15 protein-coding genes are annotated in these 16,758 nt (G+C 72.3%); 6 read left to right on the top strand and 9 right to left on the bottom strand.

Features of this window, described 5'->3' with window-relative positions:
• Positions 1-73 precede the first annotated feature (73 nt).
• Positions 74-2,671 carry a SpoIIE family protein phosphatase gene (locus tag ACZ7DE_RS05055; RefSeq protein WP_470758107.1) on the top strand — a complete coding sequence of 866 codons (2,598 nt, stop codon included), beginning with the start codon at positions 74-76 and terminating at the stop codon, positions 2,669-2,671.
• Between the two features lie 138 nt (positions 2,672-2,809).
• On the opposite strand, the gene glnA is transcribed toward ACZ7DE_RS05055, so the two are convergent.
• Entirely contained in the window at positions 2,810-4,219 is a 1,410-nt protein-coding gene (gene glnA, locus ACZ7DE_RS05050) for a type I glutamate--ammonia ligase (RefSeq protein ID WP_470758105.1), read from the bottom strand.
• 197 nt (positions 4,220-4,416) lie between these two features.
• Between glnA and ACZ7DE_RS05045 the strand changes: the two genes are divergently transcribed.
• Positions 4,417-4,884 carry an RDD family protein gene (locus tag ACZ7DE_RS05045; protein WP_470758103.1) on the top strand — a complete coding sequence of 156 codons (468 nt, stop codon included), beginning with the start codon at positions 4,417-4,419 and terminating at the stop codon, positions 4,882-4,884.
• Between the two features lie 156 nt (positions 4,885-5,040).
• Here ACZ7DE_RS05045 and ACZ7DE_RS05040 read toward each other — a convergent pair whose 3' ends face one another.
• The 4 genes from ACZ7DE_RS05040 to lipB form a co-directional block, all read right to left on the bottom strand.
• Entirely contained in the window at positions 5,041-5,745 is a 705-nt protein-coding gene (locus tag ACZ7DE_RS05040) for a DUF4191 domain-containing protein (protein ID WP_470758101.1), read from the bottom strand.
• A gap of 66 nt (positions 5,746-5,811) precedes the next feature.
• A complete protein-coding gene (locus ACZ7DE_RS05035) occupies positions 5,812-6,012 on the bottom strand; it encodes an SCO2195 family GlnR-regulated protein (RefSeq protein ID WP_470758099.1) in 201 nt (66 codons plus the stop codon).
• Between the two features lie 271 nt (positions 6,013-6,283).
• Positions 6,284-7,249 (bottom strand): lipoyl synthase, encoded by a 966-nt coding sequence (gene lipA, locus ACZ7DE_RS05030; RefSeq protein ID WP_470758097.1) that lies wholly within the window; start codon positions 7,247-7,249, stop codon positions 6,284-6,286.
• 84 nt (positions 7,250-7,333) lie between these two features.
• Complete coding sequence (gene lipB, locus ACZ7DE_RS05025) at positions 7,334-8,131, bottom strand: lipoyl(octanoyl) transferase LipB (RefSeq protein WP_470758095.1); 798 nt, start codon at positions 8,129-8,131, stop codon at positions 7,334-7,336.
• A 245-nt stretch (positions 8,132-8,376) separates the two neighbouring features.
• Here lipB and ACZ7DE_RS05020 point away from each other — a divergent pair, with 245 nt between their 5' ends.
• Positions 8,377-9,897, top strand: coding sequence for a regulator (locus tag ACZ7DE_RS05020; RefSeq protein WP_470758093.1), 1,521 nt, complete (start codon positions 8,377-8,379; stop codon positions 9,895-9,897).
• Positions 9,898-10,530: 633 nt separating this feature from the next.
• Here ACZ7DE_RS05020 and ACZ7DE_RS05015 read toward each other — a convergent pair.
• Entirely contained in the window at positions 10,531-11,949 is a 1,419-nt protein-coding gene (locus ACZ7DE_RS05015; protein WP_470758091.1) for an NAD(P)/FAD-dependent oxidoreductase, read from the bottom strand.
• Between the two features lie 161 nt (positions 11,950-12,110).
• Positions 12,111-13,004, bottom strand: coding sequence for a TIGR01777 family oxidoreductase (locus ACZ7DE_RS05010; protein ID WP_470758089.1), 894 nt, complete (start codon positions 13,002-13,004; stop codon positions 12,111-12,113).
• Between the two features lie 71 nt (positions 13,005-13,075).
• Between ACZ7DE_RS05010 and ACZ7DE_RS05005 the strand changes: the two genes are divergently transcribed.
• A complete protein-coding gene (locus ACZ7DE_RS05005; protein WP_470758087.1) occupies positions 13,076-13,573 on the top strand; it encodes a GNAT family N-acetyltransferase in 498 nt (165 codons plus the stop codon).
• 10 nt (positions 13,574-13,583) lie between these two features.
• On the opposite strand, the gene ACZ7DE_RS05000 is transcribed toward ACZ7DE_RS05005, so the two are convergent.
• A complete protein-coding gene (locus tag ACZ7DE_RS05000) occupies positions 13,584-14,768 on the bottom strand; it encodes a MarP family serine protease (RefSeq protein WP_470758085.1) in 1,185 nt (394 codons plus the stop codon).
• Between the two features lie 198 nt (positions 14,769-14,966).
• Here ACZ7DE_RS05000 and ACZ7DE_RS04995 point away from each other — a divergent pair, with 198 nt between their 5' ends.
• Both ACZ7DE_RS04995 and ACZ7DE_RS04990 read left to right on the top strand, forming a co-directional pair.
• The gene (locus ACZ7DE_RS04995) at positions 14,967-15,842 is read left to right on the top strand and encodes a peptidoglycan recognition protein family protein (protein ID WP_470758083.1); all 876 of its coding nucleotides are present in this window, start codon (positions 14,967-14,969) and stop codon (positions 15,840-15,842) included.
• 48 nt (positions 15,843-15,890) lie between these two features.
• Positions 15,891-16,139, top strand: coding sequence for a hypothetical protein (locus ACZ7DE_RS04990; RefSeq protein WP_470758081.1), 249 nt, complete (start codon positions 15,891-15,893; stop codon positions 16,137-16,139).
• A gap of 70 nt (positions 16,140-16,209) precedes the next feature.
• Here ACZ7DE_RS04990 and ACZ7DE_RS04985 read toward each other — a convergent pair whose 3' ends face one another.
• Positions 16,210-16,731, bottom strand: coding sequence for a DUF4240 domain-containing protein (locus ACZ7DE_RS04985; RefSeq protein WP_470758973.1), 522 nt, complete (start codon positions 16,729-16,731; stop codon positions 16,210-16,212).
• Between the last annotated feature and the right edge of the window lie 27 nt (positions 16,732-16,758).

Raw genomic sequence — 16,758 nt, 5'->3', positions numbered from 1 at the left:
GTTTGCCCGAGTTCGGCACATATCGCGGCTGTGGTCACTGGTGCGGAAGAACACGCGAAGCGTCGCGGGGCAGATGTTCCTCATGCAGGTGACCCTGGTGGTGCTGCTCGTGGCATTCGCCGTCTTCGCCCTCGTCCTGCAGTCGCAGCGGCACACCGACGCCGAGGCCAAACGGAGATCCATAGCCGTCGCGCAGACTTTCGCGCATTCGCCGGGCGTGCTGTCCGCACTGCAGGCCCCCGATCCCTCGAAGATCCTGCAGCCGCAGACCGAGGCCGGACGCAAGTCCGCGGGCGTCGACTTCGTCGTGGTGATGGACACGAAGGGGATCCGCTACACCCATCCCCTGCCGGACCGGATCGGAAAGCGGTTCGTGGGAAAGATCGAGCCGTCGCTGGCGGGAAAGGTCTACACCGAGAGCGTGAACGGCCCCCTCGGCCAGGAGGTCCAGGCGACCGTTCCCATCCGGAACACCCGTGGGCAGGTGGTGGCCCTCGTCTCCGCCGGACTGAAGGTCAAGAACGTGACCAGTCTGGTGGAGCGGCAGATACCCATCATCCTGACCGCCGGAGCGGGCGCGCTCGGAGCGGCCACCGCCGCCACGGTGCTGGTGAGCAGGCGGCTGCGACGGCAGACGCACAGCCTGGCCCCGACCGAGATGACCCGCATGTACGAGCACCACGACGCAGTGCTGCACTCCGTGCGCGAAGGGGTGCTCATCGTCAGCGACGAGGGGCGGTTGCTGCTGGCGAACGACGAGGCCAAGCGGCTCCTGGAACTGCCCCCGGAGGCGGAGGGGCAGCATGTGTCCCGGATTCCGACCCTCGAACCCGAGATCATGTCGCTGCTCAGCTCCGGCCGCGAGGCCAATGACGAGGTGCACCTGGCCGGACCGCGGCTGCTGGTGGTCAACCAGAGGCTCACGGATCGCGGCGGAGGCCCCAAGGGCACCGTGGTGACGCTGCGCGACTCCACCGAGCTGCGGGCCGCGTCGGGCAGGGCCGAGATCACGGGTGAGCGGCTGAAGCTGCTCTACGACGCCGGACTGGGCATCGGCACCACCCTGGACGTCATCCAGACGGCCGACGAACTCGCCCGTATCGCCGTCCCCCGCTTCGCCGACTTCGTCACCGTGGACCTGGCCGACGCCGTGCTGCACGGCGAGGAACCGGCGGCCACGGCGAAGGGAATGAGACGGGTCGCCGTGTGCGGTGTCCGCGACGACCAGCCGCTCTACGAGAAGGGCCGGCTGATCGACTTCCTGCCCTCCACGCCCCAGGCGCGCGGCTACGGCAGCGGCCGCTCGGAACTGGTGGCCGACCTGTCCACCGCGACGGGCTGGCGTATGCAGGACCCGGAACGCACCGAACAGATCGTGGACTACGGCATCCGTTCGCTCATAGCGGCCCCGATCCAGGCCCGCGGCGTCGTGCTGGGCATGGTCAACTTCTGGCGCTCCGAGGAGCACGGCCCCTTCGACCAGGAGGAGCTCTCACTGGCGGAGGAACTGGTGGCCCGTGCCGCGGTCAGCATCGACAACGCCCGCCGGTACACGCGCGAGCACGCCCTGGCGGTCACCCTCCAGCGCAGCCTGCTGCCGCGCGGCCTGCCCGAGCAGAGCGCCCTCGACGTCGGCTACCGGTACCTGCCCGCCCAGTCGGGTGTGAGCGGGGACTGGTTCGATGTGATTCCCCTGCCGGGCAGCCGCGTGGCGCTGGTCGTCGGCGACGTGGTCGGCCACGGGCTGCACGCCGCTGCGACCATGGGGCGGCTGCGGACCGCGGTGCACAACTTCTCCACGCTCGATCTGCCGCCCGACGAACTGCTGAGCCATCTGGACGACCTGGTCGGGCGCATCGACCAGGACGAGGCGTGCACGGACAGCCCCGCGGCCGTGGTCGGCGCCACCTGCCTGTACGCGATCTACGACCCCACGACGCGCCGCTGCACCATGGCACGCGCCGGGCACCTGGCTCCCGCGCTGGTCGATCCCGACGGAGACGTCACCTTTCCCGACCTGCCGCCGGGTCCACCACTGGGTCTCGGCGGCATGCCCTTCCAGGCCGCCGAGCTGGACATCGCCGAAGGCTCCCAGCTCGTCCTCTACACCGACGGTCTCATCGAGGACCGGGCCCGCGACCTCGACGAAGGAATGGAACTCCTGCGCAAAGCGCTGGCGGGTCACCCCGAGCGCGCGCCGGAGGAGAGCTGCCGGGCCGTGCTGGGATCGCTGCTGCCCGAACGCCCCGCCGACGACGTGGCTCTGCTCATCGCCCGTACCCACACGCTGCCGCCGGATCGGATCGCCGAGTGGGACGTGCCCCCCGACCCGGCTGCCGTCGCCGGGGTACGCGCCGCGGCGACCGACCAGCTCGACGAGTGGGGGCTGTCCGAACTGGGCTTCAGCACGGAACTGGTGCTGAGCGAGCTCGTCACCAACGCCGTCCGCTACGGCGGCGGGTCGATCCATCTGAGGCTGATCCACGACCGCACGCTGACCTGCGAGGTGACTGACGGCAGCAGTACCTCGCCCCACTTGCGGTATGCCGCGACGACCGACGAAGGCGGCCGGGGCCTGTTCCTGGTGTCGCAGTTGACCGAGCGCTGGGGAACCCGGTACACGCCCCAGGGCAAGGTGATCTGGGCCGAGCAGGCGCTCCCGAAACACTGAGACGCCGTCCGCTCCGCGCGGCTCCGCGGGGCTCGCGCGGGAAAAGGCCGTCGGCCGTGCCCCTCTCAGGAGGAGCACGGCCGACGGCCCACACACGGCCCAGGGGGGAGCGGAATCCCGCTCCCCCCTGGGGTGCTGTCACACGTCGAAGTAGAGCTCGAACTCGTGCGGGTGCGGACGCAGCTGCAGCGGGGCGATCTCGTTCGTGCGCTTGTAGTCGATCCACGTCTCGATCAGGTCGGACGTGAAGACGTCGCCGGCGAGCAGGAACTCGTGGTCCGCCTCGAGGCGGTCGAGGACGGCCGGGAGCGAGGTCGGGACCTGCGCGACGCCCGCGTGCTCCTCGGGGGCCAGCTCGTAGAGGTCCTTGTCGATCGGCTCGGCCGGCTCGATCTTGTTCTTGATGCCGTCCAGGCCCGCGAGCAGCAGCGCCGAGAAGGCGAGGTACGGGTTGCCGGAGGAGTCGGGCGCGCGGAACTCGACGCGCTTGGCCTTCGGGTTCGACCCCGTGATCGGGATGCGCATGGCGGCGGAGCGGTTGCGCTGCGAGTAGACGAGGTTCACCGGGGCCTCGAAGCCCGGGACCAGACGGTGGTAGGAGTTCACCGTCGGGTTGGTGAAGGCCAGCAGCGACGGGGCGTGCTTGAGGATGCCGCCGATGTAGTAGCGGGCCATGTCCGACAGGCCCGCGTAACCGGCCTCGTCGTAGAAGAGCGGGGAGCCGCCCGACCACAGGGACTGGTGGACGTGCATGCCCGAGCCGTTGTCGCCGAAGATCGGCTTCGGCATGAAGGTCGCGGTCTTGCCGTTGCGCCAGGCGACGTTCTTCACGATGTACTTGAAGAGCTGGAGGTCGTCGGCCGCGGCGAGCAGCGTGTTGAACTTGTAGTTGATCTCGGCCTGGCCGGCGGTGCCCACCTCGTGGTGCTGGCGCTCGACCTGGAGGCCGGACGCGGCCAGCTCCAGGGAGATCTCCGCACGCAGGTCGGCGAAGTGGTCGACCGGCGGGGTCGGGAAGTAGCCGCCCTTGTAGCGGACCTTGTAGCCGCGGTTGTTCTCCACCGCACCGGTGTTCCAGGCGCCGGCCTCGGAGTCGATGTGGTAGAAGGACTCGTTCGAGCTGGTCGCGAAGCGCACGCTGTCGAACACGTAGAACTCGGCCTCGGGGCCGAAGTACGCGGTGTCGGCGATACCGGTCGACGCCAGGTACGCCTCCGCCTTCTTCGCCACGTTGCGCGGGTCACGGGAGTACTGCTCGCCCGTGATCGGGTCGTGGATGAAGAAGTTGATGTTCAGCGTCTTGTCGCGGCGGAACGGGTCCACGCGGGCGGTCGACAGGTCGGCGCGCAGCGCCATGTCGGACTCGTGGATGGCCTGGAAGCCGCGGATCGACGAACCGTCGAACGCGAGCTCCTCGTCCGGGTCGAACGCCTCGACGGGCAGCGAGAAGTGCTGCATGACGCCCGGCAGGTCGCAGAAGCGGACGTCGACGAACTTGACGTCCTCGTCCGCGATGAACTTCTTGGCCTCGTCGGCGTTCTGGAACATCCAGCTCCTCCTACTCCCGGCCGTCGAGCCGGGGTGGTAGTTCGTTCGTGCGGCCAGTGCGGTGGCACACGCTGTCGTCGACCCTAGGGACGGGTGATTTCTCGGGCGTGACCCATTTGTTTCGCACAAGTTAACCGGACCTCGTCCGGTCCACCCCACCTGTCCGTATCACGAAACGCGCGCAGTACCGTGGTCGGGTGGACAACAGGCAAGCACTCGGATCGTGGCTCTCGGGACCCCGCGCGGCCATGGAGGACGCCGGTGCCGACTTCGGTTACCGCGGTGAGCAGCTCGGTCTGCCGCAGGAGGGGCCGGGCTCGATCGCCCGCCCCGGGCGGCGGCTCGGCGCCCTCGCCGTGGACTGGGGCCTCAGCGTCTTGATCGCATACAGCTTGATCACGGACGGCTACCGGCCCGCCACCGGCAACTGGGCCCTGCTGCTCTTCCTCGTGATGAGCGTCCTGACGGTCGGCACGATCGGCTTCACCCCCGGCAAGCGCCTCTTCGGCCTGCGCGTGGTCTCCGTGGACACCGGCGCCGTCAGCCCCCTGCGCTCCGTGGCCCGTACGGTCCTGCTCTGCCTGGCCGTCCCCGCCCTGATCTGGGACCGCGACGGCCGCGGTCTGCACGACCGGCTGGCCCGCACGGTGGAAGTACGCGTCTGAGACGTCGCGCACGTCCGGCGGTACGAGGAGCCGTACGACGAGCGGTGCGAGGAGCGGCACGTACGTGGAAGGGGCACCCGGAGTGATCCGGGTGCCCCTTCCACATACTGCTCTTACCGCCGATGTGCCGCCGGGAAGGCCGGCCGGCCGCCGGACTCAGCGGGCCTTGCCGCCGCCGCCCTTCGGCAGGCGCATGCCCTTGGGCATCGGTCCCTTCGGCAGCGGCATGTTGCTCATCAGGTCGCCCAGTGCGCGCAGCCGGTCGTTGGTGGCGGTCACCTGGGGGCCCGCCAGGACGCGCGGGTACTTCAGCAGGGTGGTGCGCAGCTTCTTCAGCTCGACCTGGCCCTCGCCGGTGCCGACGATCACGTCGTACACCGGGACGTCCGCGACGATGCGGTTCATCTTCTTCTTCTCGGCGGCCAGCAGGCTCTTCACCCGGTTCGGGTTGCCCTCGGCGACCAGGACGATGCCGGCCTTGCCGACGGCCCGGTGCACCACGTCCTGGCTGCGGTTCATCGCGACCGCGGGGGTCGTCGTCCAGCCCCGGCCGATGTTGTCGAGGACGGCCGCGGCCGCGCCGGGCTGCCCCTCCATCTGACCGAAGGCGGCCCGCTCGGCCCGGCGTCCGAACACGATCGCCGTCGCCAGGAAGGCGAGCAGGATGCCCAGGATGCCCAGGTAGACCGGGTGGCCGATCAGGAAGCCGATCGCGAGAAAGACGCCGAAGGTGATGAGGAAGACACCCGCGAGCACGAAACCGATCGTCTTGTCGGCCTTGCGGGTCATCTTGAACGTCAGGGCGATCTGCTTCAGTCGCCCGGGGTTAGCGGCGTCCGCCGCGCTGTCACTTCTCGCCATGGCACGAAGTCTACGTGGCCTCGGAAGCGCCTTCGACGGCAGGAGGGAGGTGCCGGGGAGGGTGGCTCAGGGGTGGACGGTGGTGACCGCTTCGAGGACGCGCTGCGCCTCGACCCGGTCCTTGGCGCGACGGCGGTCCTCCAGGACGGAGGTCCAGGCGTTGCGACGGGCGGTGCGCTGGCCGCTGCTCATGAGCAGCGACTCGACGGCACGCAGTGCGTCGGTGAAGGTCGGGATCGCGGTGGCGCGGACGGGCGCGGCCTGCATGGCGGGGGTCCCCCTCGTACGGCTTGGGCACGGGTCTACGTGGTGTGACACCAGGGTCACTGTTTGGTGTTACCAGGGCGTGACCGACCGGTCAAACGCGAATGAAGCCTTGATGCGGGGGGCCGAAACGCTGACGCGGCCCCGGCGTACGTCCTCATCTGCGAGGACGGCCGGGACCGCGTCATATCGGTCACTACTGGCGAGTAGTCACTTGTGCCCGAATTCACACACTCGGCGTGCAGCCGTACGGCGCACGCGAAGTGACGTCGTGTCAGACGGCCTGGGTGGCGATGAAGGAACCGCGCTTCTCGACGGCCATCTGGTAGAGGCGTCCGGCGCGGTAGGAGGACCGTACCAGCGGGCCCGACATCACGCCGGAGAAGCCGATCTGCTCGGCCTCCTCCTTCAGCTCCACGAACTCGTGCGGCTTGACCCAGCGCTCCACCGGGTGGTGGCGCACGGAGGGACGCAGGTACTGCGTGATGGTGACCAGCTCGCAGCCCGCGTCGTGCAGCTGCCGCAGCGCCTCGCTGACCTCCTCGCGGGTCTCGCCCATGCCGAGGATCAGGTTGGATTTGGTGACCAGCCCGAAGTCGCGGGCGGCCGTGATGACGTTCAGCGAACGCTCGTAACGGAAGCCGGGCCGGATCCGCTTGAAGATCCGCGGGACGGTCTCCACGTTGTGCGCGAACACCTCGGGGCGCGCGGAGAAGACCTCCGCGAGCTGCTCCGGAACGGCGTTGAAGTCGGGGGCGAGGAGTTCCACCTTGGTGCGCCCGGCCGCGCGCTCGGCGGTCTGCAGGTGGATCTGCCGGACGGTCTCGGCGTACAGCCACGCCCCGCCGTCCTCCAGGTCGTCGCGGGCCACGCCGGTGATGGTGGCGTAGTTCAGGTCCATCGTGACGACGGACTCGCCCACGCGCCGGGGCTCGTCGCGGTCCAGCGCCTCGGGCTTGCCGGTGTCGATCTGGCAGAAGTCGCATCGCCGGGTGCACTGGTCGCCGCCGATGAGGAACGTGGCCTCACGGTCCTCCCAGCACTCGTAGATGTTGGGGCAGCCGGCTTCCTGGCAGACGGTGTGCAGCCCCTCGCTCTTCACGAGGTTCTGCATCTTCGTGTACTCGGGGCCCATTTTCGCCCGGGTCTTGATCCACTCGGGCTTGCGCTCGATGGGGGTCTGGCTGTTGCGGACCTCCAGGCGCAGCATCTTGCGTCCGTCGGGTGCGACTGCGGACACGACCGGCTCCCTAGCGATTGATTCTTCGGCGTCCTCAAGCGTACGCCCGTGGATTTGAAAGCTCGGCGGCGGTGCCGCCCCCGGTCAGACCGAGGCCCGCTCGATCTCGCGCGGCTTGGGCTCCGCGTTCTCGAGGACGGCCGCCAGATGCCGCTCCACGACGGGCAGCACCTCCTCGATCGTCACGTCCCGGCCCAGCTCGTTCGCCAGCGAGGCCACGCCCGCGTCCCGGATCCCGCACGGGATGATCCGGTCGAACCACTTGTTGTCCGGGTTCACGTTGAGTGCGAAGCCGTGCATCGTGACGCCCTTGGCGACCCGGATGCCGATCGCGGCGATCTTCCGGTCCTCGCGTCGCTGACCGGCGTTGGAGGGGGCGTACTCCGGCCCGTTCAGCCGAGGGTCGAACTCGTCGTCGGTGAGCCGGGGGTCGAAGTCCAGCGAGAGACCGCCGAGCGAGGGGCGGGACTCCACGGGATCGCCCAGCACCCACACCCCGCTGCGGCCCTCGACCCGGGTGGTCTCCAGGCCGAACTCCGCGCACGCCAGGATCAGGGCCTCCTCCAGGCGCCGCACATGGGCGACGACGTCCACCGGACGCGGCAGCTTCAGGATCGGGTAGCCCACCAGCTGGCCGGGACCGTGCCAGGTGATCTTGCCGCCGCGGTCCACGTCGACGACCGGCGTGCCGTCGAGGGGGCGTTCGTCGTCGGCGGTGCGCCGGCCGGCCGTGTAGACGGGCGGATGCTCCAGGAGCAGCACGGTGTCCGGGGCCTCGTCGGCGAAGCGCGCCGCGTGCACCCGGCGCTGCTCGTCCCACGCCTCCTGGTAGTCGACGGCGTCCTCGCCGAACCCCATCCGGACGAACCGCAACTCGCTCACGGCAAGCGCCTCCCTGAAAGTCGTCAGGCGCGTGGCGCGCCCAAGCCACTGTACGTCCGTGTGCTCCGCGTCAGCCCCACGGCCAATCCTCACACGATCGGATGAATGAACGCCGAGAAGTGCGACCGAGTGCTTACTCTCCGCTACATTCGCGCCGTTCACGAGGCCAAACGGGCTGATCACCGCAATCAGCGCACTTCATCCGGGCACGTCACAGGCCCGGGAGGCAGGAGACCGCACCGCAGATGACGGAACGACCCGCGCAGCGCACTCCCAACCGCCAGCTCGCCGCGCTCATCGCCGAAGCGGGCTTCTCCAACGCGGGACTGGCCCGTCGCGTCGATCAGCTCGGCCTCGAACACGGGCTGGACCTCAGATACGACAAGACGTCCGTCACCCGGTGGCTGCGCGGGCAGCAGCCACGGGGCACCACCCCCGCCCTGATCGCCGAGGTCTTCACCCGGCGTCTGGGCCGTCGTCTCACCGCGCAGGACCTCGGCCTGGACGCGTGCGCCCCGGTCTACGCCGGCCTGGAGTTCGCCGGCACCCCCGAGGAGGCCATCGACATCGTCGGCGGACTCTGGCGCAAGGACTCCGGCAGTCACGCCGAGCTCCGCAAGATCGCCTTCACCCCGGCGGGGCTCGTCGTGCCGAGCCGGGACTGGCTGATCGGGCGGGCCGACGAGAAGGTCGCCCGCAGCGAGACGCCGGCCCGGGTGCCCGTGCAGGCCCGCCCGGGCGGCAGGCCCGCCCCGCCCCCGCACCCGCTGTCCGCGAAGACGGCGCCGGCACCGCTCCAGGCGCCGCCCGTACCGGCGGCCGTCCCCCGGCAGCGCGGCCAGGGCAGCGAACGCGGCCCCGGCCAGCGGGTCACCGGCGGCGACATCGCGGCGCTCCGCTCGGTCGGCGAACTCTTCCGCACCCTCGACGACCGGTACGGCGGCGGTCACGCCCGTCAGGCCCTCGTGCGCTACCTGGAGCACGAGTGCGAGCCGATGCTGCGCGGCGCCTACGGCGAGCAGACCGGCCGCCGCCTTTTCGGCGCGGCCGCCGACCTCACCCGGCTCGCGGGCTGGACCTCCTTCGACATCGCCGCGCACGGTCTGGCCCAGCGCTACTTCGTGCAGGCCCTGCGGCTGTCCCAGGCGGCCGCGGACCGGGCGTACGGCTCCTTCGTCCTCGTCACCATGAGCCGCCAGGCCGTCTACCTGGGCCACGGGCGCGAGGCGGTGCAGCTGGCGCGGGTGGCCCAGCAGGGGGTCGGCACGGGCGCCCCGCCCGTCGTGCAGGCGCTGCTGCACTCGGCGGAGGCGCGCGGGCACGGGGTGCTCGGCGAGGTGCGCGCCTCCACCGCGGCCCTCGTCCGCGCCGAGCGCGCGCTGGAGGCGGCCAAGGCCGGGGACGAGGTGCCGTACTGGGCCCGCTTCTTCGACGAGGCACAGCTGGCCGACGAGTTCGGGCACTGCCACCGTGACCTCCAGCAGTTCAGGGCGGCCGCGCAGCACGCCGAACGCTCCCTGCAGTTGCGGCCCGCCGCGCACGCCCGCAGCCGGCTGTTCTGCCGGGTCGTGCTCGCCTCGGCCCGCCTGGGCCTGGGCGAGCTCGACCAGGCCTGCCAGCTCGCCGCCGAGGCGGCGGGGCAGGCCGCGGAGATGCGGTCCGTGCGCGCCCTGGAGTACGTCAGGGACTTCGAACGCCGCCTGGAGCCCTACCGGGACGCCGCACCGGTGCGGACCTACCGCGACAAGGTGGCGGCGCTGGGGTGACCCACCCCTGAGGACTCGACCCCGGCCCCCTTGCCTGCACTACCTGCCGAGACCGGCGGCAGGTGGGCGAGGGCCGGGGGCGGGGGGCCTGCGGGGGTGGTGCGGGTGATGCGGCGGCTTGCTCGTGCCCAGCGGTCGGGCCGGGGTCGGTGGTGGGTGGGCGAGGGCCGGGGTCCGGGGTGGGGCCTGCGGGGGTGGTGCGGGTGATGCGGCGGCTTGCTCGTGCCCAGCGGTCGGGCCGGGGTCGGTGGTGGGTGGGCGAGGGCCGGGGGTCCGGGGTGGGGCCCGCGGGGGCGGTGCCGGTGGTGCCGCGGCTTGCTGGCGCCCGGCGGTCGGGCCGGGGCCGGTGGCAGGTGGGCGAGGGGCCAGGGCCGGGGTGCGGCCTCCGGGGGTGGTGGCGCGGCTTGCTGGCGCCCGGCGGTCGGGCTGGGGTCGGTGGTGGGTGGGCGACGGCCGGGGTGCCGGGGGCCGGGGTGCGGTCCCCCAAGGGGTGGCCCCCCGGGGGCGGGGCCGGTGCGGTGTGCGGAATCACCGGATGCCCCGGCGGCGCGATCCGCTACCTCCGGGTCCTGCTTGACGCAGGACCCGCACAGGGGCGGGGGGCCGGGGCGCGGCCCCCGGGGGCGGTGCCGGTCATGCCGCGGCCTGCTCGCGTCCGGCCGTCGGCAGCGGGTCGGCGGCGTTCAGGGAACCGGCGGTCCCGAGGTCGGAGACGATCGCCGAGGCGGCCCGGTGCGCCGAGTGCAGCGCGCCCTGCACGGTGCTCGTGTCCCGGTGGTCGCCGCACACGTAAAGGCCCGCCAGCAGCCGCACCGGGCGCCGCAGATCGTGCGGCGCCCGCATCGCCGGCACGGCCTCGGCGGTGTGGTGCACGGCCAGGGTCTCCCAACGCGCGGTCGAGACGCCGTACAGCCGTGCCAGGTGCATCCGAACGGCGGTCTCGACGCCCGGCGGCGGCGGGCCCAGGACCGTCGACGAGATCAGCGTGCGGCCCCCGGGAGCCCGGCTCGGGTCGACCCGGCTGACCACCGCCGTGTGCGCCACCGGACCGCCCCGGTCGGCGTCGAGCAGCAGTGACGCGCCGGTCGCGGGCGGCTCGTCCGTCGTGTGGTGGACGACCGTCACCGGGTGGAAGTCGGGCACCCGCAGCCCGGGCAGCAGCTCGGCCGCGGTGCGCGCGTCGGTGGCCACCAGGACGGCGCGGCAGCGGAACTCGCCGTGCTCGGCGGTGGTCACCGAGGTCGTGGAGACCGAGGTGACCCGCACCCCGGTGTGCACGGTGCCCTCCGGCAGCGTCCGGGCGAGCAGCTCCGGCAGCACCTCGGCCCCGCCCTCGGGCAGCGACAGCCGCCCGGCCGCGAAGGCACGCAGCGCGAGATCCGCGCACCGGCTGGAGGTGGTGAGGTCCGGATCGCACAGCAGCGCGGCGAGCAGCGGACGCAGGAAGCCGTCGACGGTGCGGGCGGGCAGACCGCGGGCCGCGAGGGCCTGGGCGGCCGGCGACTCGGGGCGGCGCAGCAGCCGTTCGGCCGGGGTGGCGGCGAGCCGGGTGAGCGCGGCGCCGAGCCGGGCCTGGTCCACGGCGGTGCCCAGCGGCGCACCCGCCCGGACCCTGGGCGGCGCCGCCGGACGGCCCTGCACGGGCAGGGAGCCGCCGGCGCGCGGCCTGGGCAGACCGCCCGGCCGTGGAGCGCCCGCCAGGGCGCGTACGGCGTACAGTGCGCCCCTTGCGCTCCCCGTGCCCGCCTGCGCGCCCGCGCGATGATGACGCCCGTCGCTGTGCAGCAGCACCCCCGGCGCGAACGGACGCAGCACCAGTGCGTCCAGCCCCGGTGTCAGGGCCAGTTCGGGATACGCCGTGGAAAGCAACTGCCCGATGCGGTCGAGCCGGAACCCGTCGACCTTCTCCGTCGACATGCGGCCGCCCACGCAAGGGGCGGCCTCCAGGACTGCGGTCGTTACTCCTGCGCTGGTCAGCCGGTGCGCGGCGGAGAGTCCGGCGATCCCGGCTCCTACCACGACGACGTCTGCCTGGTACGCGGGCTCAAGCACGTGCCCCTCCTCGAGGTTGCGCGGCCGCTGGAGACGTCATGCCCCCAACGGCCGTCCCGGATACCCGAGTTCGGATCGAGGTTAGGGCCGTGATCGGTCAGGAACAGTCGCGCATGGACAGGGCACGGTCGCACAGCGGTCGCATACGGTCACGGAGAGGATCAGGCAGCTCGGATGGCGTCCTCGATCCCGGGGAACGCGAAGGTGAACCCGGACTCCAGCAGCCGCTTCGGCACCACGCGCGCGCTGCCCAGCACGTCCCGGGCCATCTCGCCCAGCACCGTGCGCAGCACCGGGGCCGGCACCGGGAACAGCGTCGGCCGGCGCAGCACCCGCCCCATCGCCTCGGTGATCTCACGGTTGGTCAGAGGCTCGGGCGCGGTCAGGTTGAACGGCCCGAACAGGTCGTCGCGGTCGATGAGATGCCGGATCGCCGCCACCTCGTCGTGCAGGGCGATGTACGACCAGTACTGCCGACCGTCGCCCATCCGCCCCCCGAGCCCGGCACCGAAGAGGGGGAACAGCTTGCCCCAGGCCCCGCCGTCGCGTGAGACCACCAGCCCGGTCCGGGTGAACACCGTCCGCACGCCCGCTTCCTGCGCCGGGGCCGCGGCCGCCTCCCACTCCACGCACAGCTCCGGCAGGAAGCCGCTGCCGGCGGGCGAGCTCTCGTCCACGATCCGGTCGCCGGTCTCGCCGTACCGGCCCATCGCGCTGCCGTTGACGAACACCCGCGGCCGCGTGTCGAGCGAGGCGACGGCCTTCGCCAGCGCCGCCGTGCCGTGCACGCGGCTGTCGTGGATCCGCTGCTTGTACGCGTCGGTCCAGCGGTGGTCGCCGACCCCCGCCCCCGCCAGGTTGACCACGACCTCGCACCCGGCGAGCCCGGCCTGGTCCACCTGCCCCTTCTCCGGGTCCCAGCGGACCTCGTCCGCGCCCCGGGGGGCATGGCGTACCAGACGGCGCACCTCGTGTCCGTCGGCGGTCAGGGACCGCACCAGGGCGCTGCCGATCAGGCCGGACGCGCCGGCCACCGCGATTCGCGTACGTTCCATGCGCTCATCCTGCCCCCGGACCCGATAAAACCCCCGTCTGCACGCGGTCCGGCCGCATTAGGGTGGCGGCCATGTCCGAGCCGTCCGTGCTTCGCATACGCACCGCATCGCCCGCCGACGAGGAGACGCTGGCCCACGTCGACCGCGTGACCTGGTCCCCCCTGCACGCGGTCATGCCGCGGCCGCAGCCGCCGTACGACCCCTTCTTCGACGAGCGCCACCGCCCCGAGGACTACCTGGTCGCCGAGCTCGACGGCCGGGTCGTCGGATACCTGCGCCTGGTCGTCCCCACCCCGCTCGCCTGCAACGCGCACGTCCGGCAGATCCAGGGCCTCGCCGTGCTGGACGAGGCGCGCGGCCGGGGAGTCGGACGGGCGCTGCTCCGCTCCGCCGTCGAGGAGACCCGCCGGCAGGGGGCCCGCCGGATCACCCTGCGCGTCCTCGGCCACAACGCCCCGGCCCGCAAGCTCTACGAGTCCGAGGGGTTCGCGGTGGAGGGGGTCCTTCCGGAGGAGTTCCTGCTGGACGGAACGTACGTGGACGACGTGTTCATGGGCCGGCCGGCGTAGGACGCCCGCCTCACGAGGTCGTCAGTTCCCCCGTGTCCACCGGCTTCGTCGCCGTCGCCGCGCGCTCGGCGTCCCCGGCGACCTCGGCCGCCGTCAGCACGTAGCCCGTCTCGTCGTCGGAGGTGGAGCGGGCGAACACCACGCCGAAGACCCGGCCCGTCGTCGTCAGCAGCGGGCCGCCGGAGTTGCCCGGGCGCACTGTGGAGCGGATCGAGTAGATCTCGCGGGTGACGATCTCGTCGTTGTAGATGTTCCGGCCGGTCGCGTGCACCCGGTTCGCGACCGTGGCCGCCTGCAGGTTCAGGTCGCCGTCCTGCGGATAGCCGGCGACGACCGCCGAGTCCCCGCGCGTCGCGGCGTCGTCGAAGCTCAGCACGGGCACCCTGAGGTCCGGCACGTAGAGCACGGCCACATCCTTGTCCGGGTCGAAGAGCACCACGCGCGCGTCGTAGGACGCCCCCACGCCGCCGATCCGCACGGTCGGGTCGTCGATGCCCGCCACCACGTGCGCGTTGGTCATCACATGCTCGTTCGCGTACACGAAGCCGCTGCCCTCGCGGCCCTGGTCGCCCGAGACGCCCTCGATCTTCACCGTGCTCAGCCTGGCCGCGTTGGTGGCGCTCGCGGTGACGCTGTCGCCGCTGGGCTTGGCGACCTCCGCCGTCGACTCGTTCTCGAACGGGTTGAAGACCTGCGGGAAGCCCGCCTGGGTCAGCGCCGACGTGGCCCGCGAGAACCAGGTCGGCGTGGTGTCCGGCATGGCGTCCTGCACGGCCCCCAGCAGCCGCGACTCCCGTATCGACGACGTGACCACCGGCGACGAGGACGCGCCCAGCACGCTCGCCGCCACCCACGCCACGATCAGCACCGCCACCGTGTTCGCCGCCGCCCCGCCGATCCCGTCCGCCGCTCGGAGCGGCCCCCGGTCCAGTTCCCGCCGCAGCCGCAGCCCCAGCCGTCCCGCCAGCTCGTGCCCCACCACCGCGGGGACCAGGACCGTGAACACCGCCGTCACCGTCGCCGCGGTCGTCCCCGGCGTCACCAGGTCCATCAGCCACGGCAGGACCCACACGCCGATCACCGCGCCGCCCACGAACCCGGCCAGCGAGACACAGCCGGCCACCAGCCCGCGCCGGTAACCGGAACCGGCGTAGGCCAGGATCACCAGCGCCAGCAGGATGTCGAGCAGGTCCACACGGCCCCCTTTCTGTCGGATCCCCTAGTACGTGCGGGAAGGGCCCAGTGATCAGCTACCCGTCGATCACGCGCGCGTGAGGGCGGCAACCCGCCACGCACGCGTGCACCTCGTAAAACGGCGTGGAGCGGGAGGATGGTTCCACCGGGTGGCACACCACACATCGCGGGCGGAGCGGAACCCGCCGAGAGTGGAAGCATGTGTGCCCTCAGACCGGCATCCCGCGCTCCGCGCGGCGGACGCGGACGGCTCCCGGCGCGAATACCGGGCCCGCTCCTCGTGCTCCTGGGCTGTCTGCCCGGGCTCGCCGCCGTCGCCGCCCTGGGGCTGTGCGCGGCCGGCGTCGAGCATGCCGCCGCGACCGCACCGCCCGCGCGCCCGGGGGTCGCCCGCCCCGCCACCGGGCACCGACCGGCCCGGCCGCCCATCGTGCCCCGCGCCGCCTGGCTGGACGCCCGGGCCCGCCGCGCGCAGCCGCCCCCGCGCTACGACGACAAGGTCGTCGCCGTGTTCGTCCACCACACCGACTCGCCCAACGGGTACGACTGCTCCGACGCGCCCCGCATCATCCGCTACCTGTACGCGGGCCAGACCGGCGCCCGGGACTGGGACGACATCGGCTACAACTTCCTCGTCGACCGCTGCGGCACCATCTACGAGGGCCGGGCGGGCGGCGTCGACCGTCCCGTGACCGGCGCCCACACCCAGGGCTTCAACCACCGCACGGCGGGCATCGCCGCGCTGGGCACGTTCACCTCGGGCGTTCCGGTGCCGAAGGCCATGGTCGACTCGATCGCGGCCCTGGTCGCGTGGAAGCTCGGCCTGTCCGGCACCGACCCGCGCGCCCACGTCCGGCTCGTCTCCAGCAACAGCCTCAGCCGGTACGCGGCCGGCGCCACCGCCGTCTTCCCGGCTCTGGCCGGCCACCGGGACGGCTACATGACCAGCTGTCCCGGCGCCGCGCTCACCGCACTCCTGCCGGAGATCCGCGTAAAGGCGGCCCGCCTCCAGGGCAGGACGGCCGCACGACCGCTCACAGGAACGCCTCAGGCGGCCTTCAGGGCTCTCCCATGACCGCGTCCTACGGTCGTGCACGACACGAACCGGCCGGAGGCGGGGAACATGAACAGCAGGCGCGCACAGTCGAAGCAGTCCACGCAGTCCACGCGGTCCACGCAGTCCGCGCGGTCGGAGCAGTCCGAGCAGTCCGTGGAGCGGGGCGACGGCCGGGCCCGGGCGGCCCGCGGCCCCTGGACCGTGCTCTGCGCCGTCGCCGCGGTCCTCCTCGGCCCGGCCGCGGCCACCGCGTCCGCGCTGGAGCAGGCCAACAGGGCGCCGATGCACCACGCGGTGCGCGTCGAGCAGCCGTAGGCCTCCATCCCGACGGACATCACCCGCCGCAGGCTCTCCGTGTGAGCGCCGACCGGGTCCGCCGCCGGGCTCACTCCTTGAAACGCTGCCAGAGCCGGGGATACCGGGCGGCCAGGGCCCCCTCGTTCTCGAAATCGACGGGCGTTCCCTCGGGTTCGGCGGGCGCGGGCGGGATGCCCAGGTCCGGGGCGACCGTCCCGGTGAGCTGCTCGTAGGCCTCGTCGGCCGCGTAGCCGAGTTCCTCGCCGTCCCCGTCGATCTCCTCGTCGAAGTCCTCCAGCAGGTCGGCGAGCGAGTCCGGGTCGCCGTGCAGGGCGCCCTCGAAGACCTCGCGGCCCTGCCCGATCAGCCAGCACCGGAAGTAGTCGAAGGCGTCGTCGCTCGCCCCGTCCAGCAGCAGCCACGCGGCGCCCCACAGATCCCAGCGGTAGGCGCGGTTGTAGCGGGACTCGAAGTGGCGGGCGAAGTCGAGCACGGACTCCGGGTCCAGCCTCACCAGCCGCTCCACGAGCAGGTCGGCCTGCTCCTCGGGATCGCCCTCGGCGGCCTCGCGGGAGGCGTCCACCAGCTCCCAGAACTCCGTCTCGTCCATCACAGCGTCCAGCATCGTGCCTCACCG

The sequence above is a fragment of the Streptomyces sp. NPDC037083 genome (assembly GCF_055606485.1).
This window is presented reverse-complemented; position numbering and strand designations above follow the sequence as displayed.